A 13,735-nucleotide genomic window follows, 5' to 3' on the forward strand; every position below is an offset into this window, starting at 1 on the left:
GCATGACCTTAGCCGCCTGATCGTCGCAACATGAGCCGAGCCTTCACCCAGGACGGCCAGGAAGGGGAGGACGCCCAGGTCCTTCCCGAGCGGCCGATTTCGATCGAGCGCAATCTCGTCACCGCGCGCGGCCTTGCCATGATCGAGGCCGAGCTCAGGCGAGCGCGCGCGCTTTTCGCAACGGCGGAGGCCGCGGGGGATCGCATTGCCATGGGTAATGCCTCGCGCGACATTCGCTACTGGGCTGCCCGGCGGGCCTCTGCGGAGTTGGTGACGCCCTCTGTCGCCGATGCCGGCATTCGCTTCGGCATGGCCGTCACGCTGCACTATCCCGACGGGCGCGAAAGGGTCTGGCGCATCGTCGGCGAAGACGAGGCCGACGCCACCCATGGCCGGATCAGTCATGTCTCGCCGCTAGCGAAGGCGTTGTTCGGCAAGGATGTCGGGGAGGTCATCCGCGTCGGGCCGCAGGAGGGCGAGGTCGTCGAGATCGATATCACGCCGGAACCGAATTGAACCGGACCAGTCCTGCAGGGGCGGTTCAAAGATCGACGTGTGACCGTGACTCCGGACTCGAACCTCTTGATGTCGTGCTGTAGTTCCTCGCCGGCGATGCCGCTCAGATTCCTGCGAGAATTTGTTCGATGTGCAGGGCGCTCACATCGAGGAAGGGAAAATCGGGCTCACGATCCGCATAGAAGGACGACAGGTCCGTCCCGGCCAGCATGATGGCTTGTGCGCCCCTCCGGCCGAGCAGGTCGCCAGCCAGGTCGTCGAAATAGGCGACCTCGGCCTTGGTGCCGCGCTTACCGCAGAGGGCAATGTCGGTGTAGGTCTCGTGTACGCGCGCGATCTCGCTTGGATCGAGCTTGACGACCATATCTTCCGGCACGGCGCCGAAGACCGCCGAGGTCATCACGGCGCGGTTGCCAAAAATCGCGACGCGTTCGAAGCCCGCGGATTTCAGGGCGCCCGGGATCGTTGCCAGCACGTCGATGATCGGGCCCTTTGCTCGTTTCTTGATTTCGTCGATGGCAAGATGCGGCGCGATGGCGGTGATGGACACCGTGTCCATGCCGGCGTCGAACAGTTCGTTGGCGAGCGAGCCCAGATAGTGGCCGAGCCCGTCCCTGTCCCCCGATCCGACATGGTGCAGTACCGTGCCCACGTCGGCATGTCTCAGCGTCAGGTCGAGGGCGATCTTCGCCCCCTGATATTCTTGCAGGATCCGCTCGTAGTAGTAGATCCCGGCCCTGGCCGCCAAGCCGCCGATCAGGCCGATCCTGGTTGGCTTGATGTGTATCGGCGATCTGCTCGGCATTGGGTCCTCGTCGGCTACGGAAGCGTGGCAATGGTCGATACGGTTACCTTATACGAGGTGAGCGCCTGCCGTCGCTGCAGGCCGGCGAAACCAAAGAAAAAGGCGGTCGTCGCGACCGCCTTGTCCGATAGTTCTGAGGAAGAACGGCCTATTCTTCCGAGAAGCCGCCGAGATGGCTCTGCGAGTAGTTCTGGATGCCGAGGCGTTCGACCAGGTCGAGCTGGGTCTCAAGGAAGTCGATATGGCCTTCCTCGTCGGTCATCAGTTCCTTGAACAGGTTCTCGGAGACGAAATCCTTGACGGTGCGGCAATATTCCGCAGCTTCCTGATAGAGGGAGCGCGCCTCGCGCTCGGCGGCGAGATCGCATTCGAGAACTTCCTTCACCGTCTGGCCGATCCGCAGCGGATCGAGCGTCTGCATGTTCGGGAAGCCTTCGAGGAAGAGGATGCGCGAGGTCAGCTTGTCGGCGTGCTGCATCTCCTCGATCGATTCGGCACGCCACTTCTTGGCAAGACCGAGCAGGCCCCAATTGTCGAAGATCCGGTAATGCAGCCAATATTGATTGATTGCGGTCAGTTCGCTGCGCAACGCCTTGTTGAGATAGTCGATGACCTTCTTGTCGCCCTTCATGAGCGTTTCTCCGTACTTAGTGGACTGAAATCACATTAGAAGAATTCTAAATTTAGGCAAGCCCCCGGTGACGTCAAATTTGTCCGGAGGATTTTATCCAGGGGAAGGGATGAGGTCGGTCACCGATGACTGTCGAGGCGAGCCCCAGTTTATTGTCATTCTAAACTACTGATTTATAACGATTCTATTGTTGCGGCGAGCCATTGACAAGGCGCTCGCGTCCGTCCACATCACTCGCGTCACTGCCTTTGCTCGAGCCCAAGATCGCCGCGAATGATCGTCTGTTCCTGCCGTGTTTTGACCGATGAGGATTTCACCAGCACGCTCGCGACCGAGCAGCCGGGGTGTCCGCGTTCGGCTGCAGATGCCTATCGTTGCCTGGGTTGCGGACCGGAATGCGGCCGCTGCCTGATCACCGTGCGGCAGATTCTCGCCGATGCACGCGCAGCAGCACGCTGCCATGACTGCACCGAGGATTGCGCCCTGCGTGACATGGTCGAAGCGGCGAATGCCGACGAAATCCTGCTCGACGCCGCCGAATAGGCCTTCTGACAACAGAAGGGATAGGGAGACTTTGGCGCAGCGGCGGTAATGCTTGTCGCAAGTCCGCCCACCACCCCTTTTCACATGATTGCGTTTCCCGCCAGCCGCGCCACAATAATGCCGCGCCATATCGGCATAGGCGATTCATGCCCCAATCAGGTGATCAGGACGTTCGAACCGGCCTCGCCGCGCATCTTGTAGCGCTGTGGCGGTTCGGGCTTGTGCTATCGGGTAGCGGACAGGCGGCGGAGGAACTGGTCCAGGCTACCTGCCTGAGGGCGCTCGAGCGGTCGCACCAGTTCATCCCCGGAACGCGTCTCGATCGTTGGCTGTTCGCCATCGAGCGTTCGATCTGGCTCAACGAGATCCGGGCCAGCAAGGTCCGCAATCCCGTCGAACTCGACGAGGCGGAGGCGGCTCTGTCTTTTGACGGCGAACGGCAGTTTCAAACGAATATTTTGGCTGCTCAGGTGTTGAGGCATGTGCAGGCCCTGCCTGCAGCGCTGCGCGAAACCGTCTTTCTGGTCTATGGCGAGGGGCTCAGCTATGCCGAGGCGGCCGAGATGTTGGCCGTGCCGATCGGCACCGTCATGAGTCGTCTTGCCTCGGCCCGGCTCAGGCTCGCTCATCTGAACAGGGATACGCCCGAGGGCGCTTCGGGGGAGACATCATGAGTGTGGAAGAGATGGGACCCGACGATGCCGTCCTCGTGGCTTTCCTCGATGATGCGCTGCCGCCCGAAGAACGTGCGGCGTTACAAGGGCGCCTGGCTCGGGAACCGGCCTTGAAGGCGAGGCTGGACGCTCTGGCGGGCGGTTCGCTCCCCTTCGAGCAGAGTTACGAGGCCCTGACGGCGCATGCGCCACGGCAACGTCTGGAAGCGCTTCTGGCCGAAAGCCTGGCCGCGGTTCCGGCGCCGGTGGCCAATGACAATGCACGGGGCTCGCGCTGGCGCATCCCGCCTGCCGCGGTCGCAGCAGCGCTCGCCTTGTTCGTCGTGGGTACCGGGGTCGGCCACTACATGCCGCCCGGCCTCTGGCCGTTGCCCTCGTCGCAGCGCAGCGACCATGAAGGGCCGGACGCCTGGCGTTCGACCGTCGCCGACTATTGGGGGCTGACGACGTCGCAGACGCTCGATTGGATGCCGAACGACGTCTCCACCGCGCAGCGTGATCTTGCCGCAGCGACCCGTCGGCTCGGCTTCCCGCTGACGCCCGAGAAGATCAGCCTGCCGGCCCAGGAGCTCAAGCGCGTCGAACTCTTCCACTACGACAATGCGCCCCTGGTCGAGATCGCCTATCTCGACGAACTGACGGGCCCGCTCGCCTTCTGCATCTATGGCAACAGCCCCGGTGCGGTAACGCCGCCGACGCTCGAACAGCGCAACGGCTTCAACGTGGTCTACTGGTCGGATGCGGAGCGTTCCTACATGCTGATCGGCCACGGGCCGGACGAGATCATGCAGAAGCTCGCCGCCATGCTGGCGAAGCAGATCGCGGCATGATGGCGGGCGGATCTTCAGACCCGCCCCTTTCAAGGTGTTGAGGTCTGAATGTCGGATAGAGTGGTGCGACCCCTCATCCGCCCCTCCGGGGCACCTTCTCCCGCAAGGGGAGAAGGGGATCTTTTCAGGAGACGCGGCGCTGGTCGGTTGCCTTCTCCCCTTGCGGGAGAAGGTGCCCCGGAGGGGCGGATGAGGGGTCGTGTTGCCCTGTCCCAGTTTTTTCCGGGTTCGTTCCAAACACCTTGAAAGGGGCGGGTCTGAAGACCAGCCCCCAAACCCCTTGCCAAGCCGTCGAGACAGGCAGATTCTCACTCTGGAGCTGTTCAAAAGTGTGATTGACAGCGACTCGTTCTTTTGATCAACTGGTAAAAAATAAAGAGCCAAATACCAGAGGTTCAGATGACTGCACGATCCGACATTGCGCGGGGCCGTCTCGATTCCCCCACGCTCGCCAGCAATTTCTCAGACCTGCATCCGGCCTTCGGCAGGCATGAGGCGCGCGTTGCCGCCGAGCGCTGCCTGTTCTGCTACGATGCGCCCTGCGTAAAGGCCTGCCCCACCTCGATCGACATTCCGATGTTCATCCGCGAGATCATGACCGGCAACACGGTCGGCGCGGCCCGGACCATCCTGGAATCCAACATCATGGGCGGCATGTGCGCCCGCGTCTGCCCCACCGAGACGCTGTGCGAGGAAGCCTGCGTCAAGGAGACCTCGGAGGGCAGGGCGGTCGAGATCGGCAATCTGCAGCGCTACGCCACCGACGAGCTCTTCGCCAAGGGCCGGCAACTGTTCAAGCGCGGCGCCCCCACCGGCAAGCGCGTCGCCGTGGTCGGTGCCGGTCCGGCGGGCCTGTCCTGTGCCCACAAGCTGGCAACGCTGGGCCATGAGGTTACCGTGTTCGAGGCGCGCGAGAAGGCCGGTGGGCTCAATGAATATGGCATCGCCGCCTATAAGAGCACCGGCGGCTTTGCCCAGGCCGAGGTCGACTACATCACGGCGATCGGCGGCATCACCATCGACTATGGCAAGCGCCTTGGCCGCGACGTCGAACTGGCGAGCCTCGCTCGTGAGTATGATGCGGTTTTCCTTGGCATGGGACTAGGCGACACCAACGATCTCGGCCTGGAAGAGGGGATCGAGGGCGTGATCGATGCCGTCGACTACATCGCCGATTTGCGCCAGGCGGCGGATCTCGCTGACCTGCCGGTCGGCCGCCGTATCGTGGTGATCGGCGGCGGCATGACCGCCATCGACATCGCCTCGCAGACCAAGCGCCTGGGGGCGGAGAGCGTCACCATCGCCTATCGCCGCGGCCAGCCGCAGATGAATGCCTCCGACTACGAGCAGGAGGTGGCGCAGACCGATGGCGTGCTGATCCGCCACTGGCTCAAGCCAGCGCGGCTGCATGCTGAGGACGGCAGGCTGGTGGCCGTCGAGCTCGAATACACCGTGGAGCAGGGCGGGCGCCTCACGGGCACCGGCGAGACCGTCAGGCTCGAATGCGACCAGCTTTTCACCGCGATCGGGCAATCCTTCCTGCCCGAGGAAGTGAATGGCGTAGCGCTCGCACTTGAAAAAGGCCGGATTACCGTCGATGCCGAGCAACGCACCTCGGTGCCCGGCATCTGGGCCGGAGGCGATTGCGTCGCCGGCGGCAAGGATCTGACCGTGGCGGCGGTGGAGGACGGCAAGCAGGCCGCTCTTTCGATCGATCGCGTTCTGAAGTCCCAAGCCAAGGCTGCGTGAGGAGAAACGAAAATGGCCGATCTCAGCACGAATTTCCTGGGCATCAAGTCACCCAATCCGTTCTGGCTGGCCTCCGCGCCGCCGACCGACAAGGAATACAACGTCGTCCGCGCCTTCAAGGCGGGCTGGGGCGGTGTGGTCTGGAAGACGCTCGGCGAGCAGGGTCCGCCGGTGGTCAACGTCAACGGCCCGCGCTACGGCGCCTGGCATAGCCAGGACCGCCGGGTGATGGGCTTCAACAATATCGAGCTGATCACCGACAGGCCGCTCGAGGTCAATCTGCGCGAGATCAAGCAGGTCAAGCGTGACTGGAAGGACCGGGCGCTCATCGTCTCCCTGATGGTCCCCTGCGAGGAAAATGCCTGGAAGTCGATCCTGCCCTTCGTCGAAGACACCGAGGCCGATGGCATCGAATTGAACTTCGGCTGCCCGCATGGCATGTCGGAACGCGGCATGGGCTCGGCCGTCGGGCAGGTGCCCGAATATGTCGAAATGGTCGCGCGCTGGTGCAAGCAATATACCCGCATGCCGGTGATCGTGAAGCTGACGCCCAACATCACCGATGTGCGCAAGCCCGCCGAAGCGGCCAAGCGCGGCGGGGCTGACGCGGTGTCGCTGATCAACACCATCAACTCCATCGTCTCGGTCGACATCGACAATATGCGACCCTGGCCGAACACGGATGGCTTCGGTACCCATGGTGGCTATTGCGGCCCGGCGGTGAAGCCGATCGCGCTCAGCATGGTCTCGGAGATCGCCCGGGCTGAGGCCACCCGCGGCCTGCCGATCTCTGGCATCGGCGGCGTCGAGACCTGGCGTGATGCCGTGGAATATATGGCGCTTGGCTGCGGCACGGTGCAGGTCTGCACGGCTGCCATGGTCTATGGCTTCAAGGTGGTGCAGGAGATGATCTCCGGCCTGTCCGACTGGATGGACGAGAAGGGTTATACCTCCGTCGACCAGTTCGTCGGCAAGGCCATCCCCCAGGTGACCGACTGGCAGCACCTCAACCTCGAATATGTGGTCAAGGCCCATATCGACCAGGATGCCTGCATCAAATGCGGCCGCTGCCACATCGCCTGCGAGGACACCTCGCACCAGGCCATCACCAACATGGTCGCCGGCGAGCGCAAGTTCGAGGTGATCGAGGAGGAGTGCGTCGGCTGCAATCTGTGTGCCGTGGTCTGCCCGATCGAGAACTGCATCACGCTCGAACCGGTGACGTCCGGAGTCGACAAGCGCACCGGCAGGCCGGTGGGCGGGCATCGCACCTGGAAGGAGCATCCCAACAATCCGGCCGTGCATGCCAAGGCAGCCGCGGCGGCGGAGTAGGGCAGGACTCGAGCGGGCCGCGCCACCACCCCTCATCCGGCTGCCGCCACCTCTAGTCAACTCAAGAGAGTTGACGACACCCGCAAGGGGAGAAGGGAATTTACTCGGCGTGGGATGCGGTATTTGGGGTCGCTCAGTTGGTCTCGGCCTTCGCCATCAAAACCCCTTCTCCCCTTGCGGGAGAAGGTGGCGGCAGCCGGATGAGGGTGACACTCGACCGAGCAGAATGAGATTGTCATCCCTCTCCGCCCAGACCAGGATGCAGCGCTCTCATCGGGAAATCACGCCGAGCCCATGACGCTGGATCAGATTGCAGAACATGCCGAAGCTGTCGGCGTCTCGGTGAGAGGTGCCTTCCATCCTCGGCAGGAGGACGGCGTACCGGCGCTCGACACCGGGCCGGTCGAAACGCTGGTGCTGCTCGGCTGGAGCGGCGGCCGGCAATGGCCCGCTTTCGCGGCCTCGCCCGAGGCAGCCGATGGTGCGCAGCATCCATTGGATCGCTGGTCCGCCCGGGTGATCGACGCGATGGCGAACCAGTTCGGTGCCGTCGCCCTCTATCCCTTCGGCGGTCCGCCCTATTTGCCGTTCCAACGATGGGCGCAGCGCGGCGACGCTGTCTTCCCTTCGCCGCTCGGCATCTATGTGCATCCCGTGCATGGTCTCTGGCACAGCTATCGCGGGGCGCTCGGCCTTGGCGAAAGGCTGGCGCTGCCGCCGCTCGCAGAGGCAGTCCATCCCTGCGAGAGCTGTGCGCCCCAGCCCTGCCTGAACAGCTGTCCGGTCGGGGCCTTCACGACGGCCGGTTACGATGTCGAACGCTGCGCCGCCCATGTGCACTCACCGCAAGGCACCAACTGCAGGCATGGTGGCTGCCTCGCGCGCCGGGCTTGTCCGGTCGCCCCTGACAAGGCGTATGGCGCTGGGGAGGCGGGCTTCTACATGAACGCTTTCCTGGCCGCGCATTGAGCGAAGGATCGCTCTACTTCAGCTTCGCCTTGGTCTTGGGAAAATCACGCCAATAGTCGCCGCTGCCCCGGCGCAGCACTTCGTCCTCGGGCCGGATCTCGAAAGGGGACAGCGTGGGCTTCTCCCGCAATTCGGCGAACAGCGCCGGTGCATCGATCCCCTTGAGCAGGTCGAAGAGCTCTTCGAAACGGTCGATCACGAAGTAGCTCGCCTGGAAGTCGTCGATGTAGTAGCCGGTCCTGACGACCCTGTCGAAATCGAAGCGCAGATGATGGGCGGAGGTATCGCCGACGGCATATTTGGCTTCACCGAAGGAGGAGACGATGCCCGCCCCATAGATGCGGATGCCCTCGGGTTTGCGGATCAGGCCGAACTCGATCGTGTACCAGTTGAGGCGGGCGAGGAATTTCACGCCCTTGTTGTCGATCGCGTCGAGGCCGATGCGGCCATATTCGTTCATGTAATCGGCATAGGCCGGATTGGTGAGCAGCGGCACATGGCCGAAGACGTCGTGAAAGATGTCGGGCTCTTCGAGATAGTCGAGCTGCGCGCGCGTGCGGATGAAGGTGCCGGCCGGAAAGCGCCGGCTTGCCAGCATCTCGAAGAAGGGGCGGGAGGCGATCAGGCCGGGCACGGCCACCACCTCCCAGCCGGTGGCCCGTCGCAGCCTTTCGTTCATGCGCTCGAAATTCGGTATGCCCGTCTCGTCGATAGCCAGTGTCGCCAGGCCATCGAGATATTCCTGCGCGACATGGCCCTTGAGAGCCGTGAGCTGGCGCTTGAACAGGATCGACCAGGTCTCGTGGTCTTCCTTGGTGTAGCGATCCCAATCCTGCGGGATGATGCATTGCTCGATCGTCTGAGCACTCAGTATAGCGTGTCCCATCTCGTCCTCCCAAAAGCGTTTTGTGATTTCCTGGAAGCACCAAGAATCGCAAAGACGCGTCGGAACAAGGAGCTAGGGCAAACAAGCGTTCACGCCTGAACGCGCTTTGCTCTAGGGGATGACCCCTCTATCCATGTGGGGTGAGGATAGCACGGCTGCTAGGGTAAGACGTGATTTCTCTGGGTTGTGTTTTGTCTATAACTCTTTGTTTTGGCGCATTTTATTAGCTTAAATGCGAGGCCACCTTTCCGAAAATTGCTTTGGGCCCAAGGCCCGATCAGCGCTCGGCCAGCACGCCGCGTAGGATCGTTTCTGTCAACGTCTTCAGCGTTTCTTCGTAGAAGGCTTCGTCGGTGAGGTCCTTGCCGGTGAGGACGCTGATCTGCGTGGCGAAATCGGCATAATGCTGGGTGGTCGCCCAGATCATGAAGAGGAGATGATAGGGCTCGATCGGCCGCAATTTCCCTTCGGCGATCCAGCGCTGGATGATGACCGATTTCTGCCGGACGGTGTTGGTGAGATCCGTCGCCAGCACCTTCTTCAGATGGGGCGCCCCCTGCATGATCTCCATGGCGAAGAGACGGGAGGACTCCGGATAGAGCCGCGAGCATTTGAGCTTGTGCTCGATATAGGACGTCAGGGCCGCGACCGGGCCGCGCGTGGCGTCGAGTTCCTTCAGCGGCGTGACCCAGACTTCCAGCGTGCGGGTGAGTACCGCCTCATAGAGGGCGTCCTTGGTACGGAAATAATAGAGGAGATTGGTCTTCGACATGCCGGCGGCTTCGGCGACCTGGTCGATGCGCGTACCGCGCAAGCCATGTTTCGAAAAGGCCGAAAGGGCGCTGTCGAGGATCTTGTCGATATTGGCCAGGCCGAGCTTGGTCTTGTTGCGTTGCCGGCCGGCCTCTCCTCCCTCTGCCATGAGCGCTTCCTGTTTCGTTGTTCCCATTCCTTCATGGCTCAGAAGCTTGGCGGTGTGCAAGCCGATATCAGCTCGCAAGGCGTATCGCCAACATTGCGGAAGCGATGAGGCTCGCGGCTGTCGAAATAATATGCATCCCCGGGACCAAGCACGGCCACATCTTCGCCCACCGTGACTTCGAGCTGGCCGCGAATGATGATGCCGCATTCCTCACCCTGGTGGTGCAGCAGCACTTTGCCGGAATCGGCGCCGGGCTGGTAACGCTCGGAGATCATCTGCAGCGCGCGCCCGCGCAGATCCGAGCCGACCTGGCGGTAGGAGACGCGTCCGCGACCGATTTCCATCAACTCGCCCGAGCGATAAAACACCTTGCGGCCGGGATTGGCGTCGAGGGCGAAGAATTCTGCCAGGCCGATCGGCAGGGCGTCGAGCACCCGCTTCAGGGCACCGACCGAAGGGTTCACTGCATTCGATTCCATCAGCGAGATGGTGGCGTTGGAGATGCCGGCACGCTTGGCGAGCTGGCGCTGCGACAATCCGCGCGCCTCGCGTACCCGCCGCAGCAGGGAACCCAAATCGACGTTCTGCATGATGTGGTCCTTCGCCCAGGCCTGTTTAGAGTGTTAAATATCATGAACGCGACCGGCAATTCCACTTTGTATTCAACGTGCGGAAATTTACGAACCTAACGCTCGTTATTGAACATTCGTTCTAGAACGAAAACTCGGGTATGAAAGTGTGGCCGAAATAGGAATGATGCTGCCACAACAAAGAGTTGGCATAATTTTCAAATTCAAGGCAAAGCTATTGCCAGCTTAACGAGCCGGGCTTCCCGCCAGCCTTCGGGACCCCGGCAGCTTCCGGAGAGATCCTGATGAATGCCCCGATCCGTGTGACCAACAACCTCGAAGCGTTCTGGATGCCGTTTACGGCTAACAGACAGTTCAAGTCCAATCCGCGCATGTTCGTCGCGGCCAAGGACATGCACTACACGACGGCCGATGGCCGCCAGGTGCTCGACGGCACGGCGGGCCTGTGGTGCTGCAATGCCGGCCATGGCCGCCCCAAGATCACCGAGGCGATCCAGAAGCAGGCGGCCGAGCTCGATTATGCGCCAGCCTTCCAGATGGGGCACCCCGCCGCCTTCGAGCTCGCTTCGCGCCTGGTCCAGCTTACGCCCCAGGGCATCGATCACGTCTTCTTCGCCAATTCCGGCTCCGAAGCCGTCGACAGCGCGCTCAAGATCGCACTCGCCTATCACCGCGCCCGCGGCGAAGGGCAGCGCTTCCGCCTGATCGGCCGCGAGCGCGGCTATCACGGCGTCGGCTTCGGCGGCATTTCGGTGGGCGGCATCGTCTCCAACCGCAAGATGTTCGGCACGCTGCTCACCGGCGTGGACCATATCCGCCACACCCATGACCTCACCCGCAACGCCTTCTCCCGCGGCTTGCCCGAACATGGTGCCGAATATGCCGAGGATCTGGAGCGTGTGATCGCCCTGCATGATCCCTCTACCATCGCGGCCGTGATCATCGAGCCGATCGCCGGCTCCACCGGCGTGCTGCTGCCGCCCAAGGGCTATCTGGAGCGGATCCGCGCTATCTGCGACAAGCACGGCATCCTCTTGATCTTCGACGAGGTCATCACCGGTTTCGGCCGCCTCGGTGCGCCCTTCGCCGCCGATTATTTCGGCGTGACCCCCGACATGATGACGGTGGCCAAGGGCATCACCTCAGGCGTGATCCCGATGGGCGCGGTGTTCGCCAAGAAGGAGATCTACGATGCCTTCATGACGGGGCCGGAGCACCTGATCGAGCTCTTCCACGGCTACACCTATTCGGCCAATCCGGTGGCCTGCGCCGCCGCGCTCGGCACGCTCGACACCTATGCCGAGGAAGGCCTGCTCACCCGCGCCGCCGATCTCGCCTCCTATTGGGAAGATGCGGTGCACTCGCTCAAGGGCCTGCCGCATGTCATCGACATCCGCAATCTCGGCCTGATCGGCGCCATCGAGCTCGAGCCGATCGCCGGTCAGCCTACCAAGCGCGCCTTCTCCGCCTTCCTGAAGGCCTATGAGAAAGGCCTCCTGATCCGCACCACCGGCGACATCATCGCCCTGTCCCCGCCGCTGATCATCTCCAAGGCGCAGATCGACGAGTTGGTCACCACGCTCGGCGACGTCTTGAAGACGCTGGATTGAGGTCATGTCATCCCGTGCGCGATGCAGCATGCAATGCTGCGTCGCCGACACGGGATCGCGTGACAGATGAGCTTCTATCGGAAGACGGTCCCGGATCTGCATCGCGTCACTGCGTGCCGCAATGCGTCCGGGATGACCTATTTTTCAGAGGAAACCCCATGGCCCGTATCGACAACCTGATCGGCGGCAAGCAGACCGCCACCACCAGCGGACGCTTCGCGCCCGTGTTCAACCCTGCCACCGGCGAACAGAGCGGCGAACTCGGCCTGTCCTCGACCGTGGATGTCGATGCCGCCGTGCAGGCGGCCAAGAAGGCCTTCCCGGCCTGGTCGACCACCGCGCCGCTCAAGCGCGCCCGCTACATGTTCAAGTTTAAGGAACTGCTCGAGGCCAATGCAGACAGGATTGCCCAGGCGATCTCGGCCGAGCATGGCAAGACCCATTCCGACGCGCTGGGCGAAGTGCAGCGTGGCATCGAGGTCGTCGAATTCGCCTGCGGCATCCCGCATCTGCTTGCCGGCGAATTCAGCCGCAATGTCGGCCCGGCCATCGACACTCACAATGACCGCCAGCCGCTCGGCGTCGTCGCCGGTATCACGCCCTTCAACTTCCCGGCCATGGTGCCGCTGTGGATGTATCCGGTGGCGATCGCGGCCGGCAACACCTTCATCCTCAAGCCGTCCGAGCGCGATCCCTCCGCTGCCCTGCTGGTGGCGCAACTCCTCCTCGACACCGGCTTGCCCGAGGGCGTGCTTAACGTCGTCAATGGCGACAAGGAAGCCGTCGACGCGCTGCTGCACCATCCCGACGTCAAGGCCATCAGCTTCGTCGGCTCGACCCCGATCGCCCAGTACATCTATGCGACGGCTGCTGCCAACGGCAAGCGCTGCCAGGCCCTCGGCGGCGCCAAAAACCATATGGTGGTGATGCCGGATGCCGACATGGACCAGGCTGCCGATGCGCTGGTCTCGGCCGCCTATGGCTCGGCCGGCGAGCGCTGCATGGCGATCTCGGTGGCGGTGCCGATCGGTGATGCGACGGCCGACACGCTGGTCGAGCATCTCCTGCCGCGCATCAACAAGCTCAAGGTCGGCCCCGCCGCCGATCCGCAGGCCGAGATGGGGCCGGTGGTCACCAAGCAGCACCAGGAAAAGGTGCTCGGCTATATCGACGCCGGCGTGCGCGAAGGCGCCAAGCTGGTGGTCGATGGTCGCGGGCTCAAGCTGCAGGGCTATGAGAACGGCTATTTCGTCGGCGCCACCTTGTTCGATCACGTCACCGAAGAGATGTCGATCTACAAGGAAGAGATCTTCGGGCCGGTGCTCTCCATGGTGCGCGCCCGCGACTATGCGCATGCCACCAAGATGATCAACGACCACGAATATGGCAACGGCACCGCCATCTTCACCCGTGACGGCGATGCGGCCCGCGCCTTCGCCGACAGCATCGAGGTCGGCATGGTCGGCGTCAACGTGCCGCTGCCGGTGCCGGTCGCCTACCATTCCTTCGGCGGCTGGAAGCGCTCGCTGTTCGGCGACCACTCGATCTACGGCATGGAGGGCGTGCGATTCTACACCCGCCTGAAGACCGTGACCGCCCGCTGGCCGACCGGCATCCGCTCGGGCGTGAACCTGAACTTCCCCTCGACGAACTGAGGGGAGGCATATTCCCGGGTGCG

14 protein-coding genes are annotated in these 13,735 nt (G+C 62.9%); 9 read left to right on the forward strand and 5 right to left on the reverse strand.

Going from position 1 to position 13,735, the window contains the following annotated elements; all coding sequences use genetic code 11:
* The first annotated feature begins 30 nt into the window (after nucleotides 1-30).
* The gene (greA, locus tag ACTJKX_RS02475) at nucleotides 31-516 is read left to right on the forward strand and encodes a transcription elongation factor GreA (protein WP_440724244.1); all 486 of its coding nucleotides are present in this window, start codon (nucleotides 31-33) and stop codon (nucleotides 514-516) included.
* A gap of 103 nt (nucleotides 517-619) precedes the next feature.
* On the opposite strand, the gene ACTJKX_RS02480 is transcribed toward greA, so the two are convergent.
* Nucleotides 620-1,321 carry an aspartate/glutamate racemase family protein gene (locus tag ACTJKX_RS02480; protein ID WP_440724245.1) on the reverse strand — a complete coding sequence of 234 codons (702 nt, stop codon included), beginning with the start codon at nucleotides 1,319-1,321 and terminating at the stop codon, nucleotides 620-622.
* 148 nt (nucleotides 1,322-1,469) lie between these two features.
* Nucleotides 1,470-1,952 (reverse strand): bacterioferritin, encoded by a 483-nt coding sequence (gene bfr, locus ACTJKX_RS02485; protein ID WP_311933336.1) that lies wholly within the window; start codon nucleotides 1,950-1,952, stop codon nucleotides 1,470-1,472.
* 273 nt (nucleotides 1,953-2,225) lie between these two features.
* On the opposite strand from bfr, the gene ACTJKX_RS02490 reads away from it, so the two are divergent.
* The 6 genes from ACTJKX_RS02490 (at nucleotide 2,226) to ACTJKX_RS02515 (ending at nucleotide 8,049) form a co-directional block, all read left to right on the forward strand.
* Nucleotides 2,226-2,495, forward strand: coding sequence for a (2Fe-2S)-binding protein (locus tag ACTJKX_RS02490; protein WP_311933335.1), 270 nt, complete (start codon nucleotides 2,226-2,228; stop codon nucleotides 2,493-2,495).
* Between the two features lie 146 nt (nucleotides 2,496-2,641).
* A complete protein-coding gene (locus ACTJKX_RS02495) occupies nucleotides 2,642-3,169 on the forward strand; it encodes an RNA polymerase sigma factor (RefSeq protein WP_311933334.1) in 528 nt (175 codons plus the stop codon).
* Nucleotides 3,166-3,999, forward strand: coding sequence for an anti-sigma factor (locus ACTJKX_RS02500; RefSeq protein WP_311933333.1), 834 nt, complete (start codon nucleotides 3,166-3,168; stop codon nucleotides 3,997-3,999). The genes ACTJKX_RS02495 and ACTJKX_RS02500 overlap by 4 nt, the downstream gene beginning before the upstream one ends.
* Before the next feature lie 399 nt (nucleotides 4,000-4,398).
* On the forward strand, nucleotides 4,399-5,748 hold the full coding sequence (locus ACTJKX_RS02505) for an NAD(P)-dependent oxidoreductase (protein ID WP_440724246.1): 1,350 nt from the start codon (nucleotides 4,399-4,401) through the stop codon (nucleotides 5,746-5,748).
* 12 nt (nucleotides 5,749-5,760) lie between these two features.
* Nucleotides 5,761-7,080 carry an NAD-dependent dihydropyrimidine dehydrogenase subunit PreA gene (gene preA / locus ACTJKX_RS02510; RefSeq protein WP_415082670.1) on the forward strand — a complete coding sequence of 440 codons (1,320 nt, stop codon included), beginning with the start codon at nucleotides 5,761-5,763 and terminating at the stop codon, nucleotides 7,078-7,080.
* A 294-nt stretch (nucleotides 7,081-7,374) separates the two neighbouring features.
* A complete protein-coding gene (locus ACTJKX_RS02515) occupies nucleotides 7,375-8,049 on the forward strand; it encodes a hypothetical protein (protein WP_440724247.1) in 675 nt (224 codons plus the stop codon).
* A gap of 13 nt (nucleotides 8,050-8,062) precedes the next feature.
* On the opposite strand, the gene phhA is transcribed toward ACTJKX_RS02515, so the two are convergent.
* The 3 genes from phhA to ACTJKX_RS02530 form a co-directional block, all read right to left on the reverse strand.
* Nucleotides 8,063-8,935: a phenylalanine 4-monooxygenase gene (phhA, locus tag ACTJKX_RS02520; RefSeq protein ID WP_394310063.1), complete on the reverse strand. Its 873-nt coding sequence runs from the start codon at nucleotides 8,933-8,935 to the stop codon at nucleotides 8,063-8,065.
* A gap of 277 nt (nucleotides 8,936-9,212) precedes the next feature.
* Nucleotides 9,213-9,857, reverse strand: coding sequence for an HTH-type transcriptional regulator RutR (gene rutR / locus ACTJKX_RS02525; RefSeq protein WP_149254398.1), 645 nt, complete (start codon nucleotides 9,855-9,857; stop codon nucleotides 9,213-9,215).
* A gap of 38 nt (nucleotides 9,858-9,895) precedes the next feature.
* Complete coding sequence (locus ACTJKX_RS02530; RefSeq protein WP_149254399.1) at nucleotides 9,896-10,447, reverse strand: cupin domain-containing protein; 552 nt, start codon at nucleotides 10,445-10,447, stop codon at nucleotides 9,896-9,898.
* Between the two features lie 284 nt (nucleotides 10,448-10,731).
* On the opposite strand from ACTJKX_RS02530, the gene ACTJKX_RS02535 reads away from it, so the two are divergent.
* Both ACTJKX_RS02535 and ACTJKX_RS02540 read left to right on the forward strand, forming a co-directional pair.
* A complete protein-coding gene (locus ACTJKX_RS02535) occupies nucleotides 10,732-12,057 on the forward strand; it encodes an aspartate aminotransferase family protein (RefSeq protein WP_311933327.1) in 1,326 nt (441 codons plus the stop codon).
* 158 nt (nucleotides 12,058-12,215) lie between these two features.
* Nucleotides 12,216-13,712, forward strand: coding sequence for a CoA-acylating methylmalonate-semialdehyde dehydrogenase (locus ACTJKX_RS02540; RefSeq protein WP_440724248.1), 1,497 nt, complete (start codon nucleotides 12,216-12,218; stop codon nucleotides 13,710-13,712).
* Nucleotides 13,713-13,735: the final 23 nt, after the last annotated feature.

It is taken from the genome of Labrys sp. 22185 (assembly GCF_052045555.1).
GTDB lineage: Bacteria > Pseudomonadota > Alphaproteobacteria > Rhizobiales > Labraceae > Labrys > Labrys neptuniae.

What these genes read in the sequence shown, in the direction of transcription:
- phhA (WP_394310063.1), bottom strand. Translation starts at nt 8,935, where the DNA reads ATGGGACACGCTATACTGAGTGCTCAGACGATCGAGCAATGCATCATC.
- greA (WP_440724244.1), top strand. Translation starts at nt 31, where the DNA reads ATGAGCCGAGCCTTCACCCAGGACGGCCAGGAAGGGGAGGACGCCCAG.
- bfr (WP_311933336.1), bottom strand. Translation starts at nt 1,952, where the DNA reads ATGAAGGGCGACAAGAAGGTCATCGACTATCTCAACAAGGCGTTGCGC.
- ACTJKX_RS02505 (WP_440724246.1), top strand. Translation starts at nt 4,399, where the DNA reads ATGACTGCACGATCCGACATTGCGCGGGGCCGTCTCGATTCCCCCACG.
- ACTJKX_RS02495 (WP_311933334.1), top strand. Translation starts at nt 2,642, where the DNA reads ATGCCCCAATCAGGTGATCAGGACGTTCGAACCGGCCTCGCCGCGCAT.
- ACTJKX_RS02515 (WP_440724247.1), top strand. Translation starts at nt 7,375, where the DNA reads ATGACGCTGGATCAGATTGCAGAACATGCCGAAGCTGTCGGCGTCTCG.
- ACTJKX_RS02490 (WP_311933335.1), top strand. Translation starts at nt 2,226, where the DNA reads ATGATCGTCTGTTCCTGCCGTGTTTTGACCGATGAGGATTTCACCAGC.
- rutR (WP_149254398.1), bottom strand. Translation starts at nt 9,857, where the DNA reads ATGGCAGAGGGAGGAGAGGCCGGCCGGCAACGCAACAAGACCAAGCTC.
- ACTJKX_RS02540 (WP_440724248.1), top strand. Translation starts at nt 12,216, where the DNA reads ATGGCCCGTATCGACAACCTGATCGGCGGCAAGCAGACCGCCACCACC.
- ACTJKX_RS02535 (WP_311933327.1), top strand. Translation starts at nt 10,732, where the DNA reads ATGAATGCCCCGATCCGTGTGACCAACAACCTCGAAGCGTTCTGGATG.
- preA (WP_415082670.1), top strand. Translation starts at nt 5,761, where the DNA reads ATGGCCGATCTCAGCACGAATTTCCTGGGCATCAAGTCACCCAATCCG.
- ACTJKX_RS02480 (WP_440724245.1), bottom strand. Translation starts at nt 1,321, where the DNA reads ATGCCGAGCAGATCGCCGATACACATCAAGCCAACCAGGATCGGCCTG.
- ACTJKX_RS02530 (WP_149254399.1), bottom strand. Translation starts at nt 10,447, where the DNA reads ATGCAGAACGTCGATTTGGGTTCCCTGCTGCGGCGGGTACGCGAGGCG.
- ACTJKX_RS02500 (WP_311933333.1), top strand. Translation starts at nt 3,166, where the DNA reads ATGAGTGTGGAAGAGATGGGACCCGACGATGCCGTCCTCGTGGCTTTC.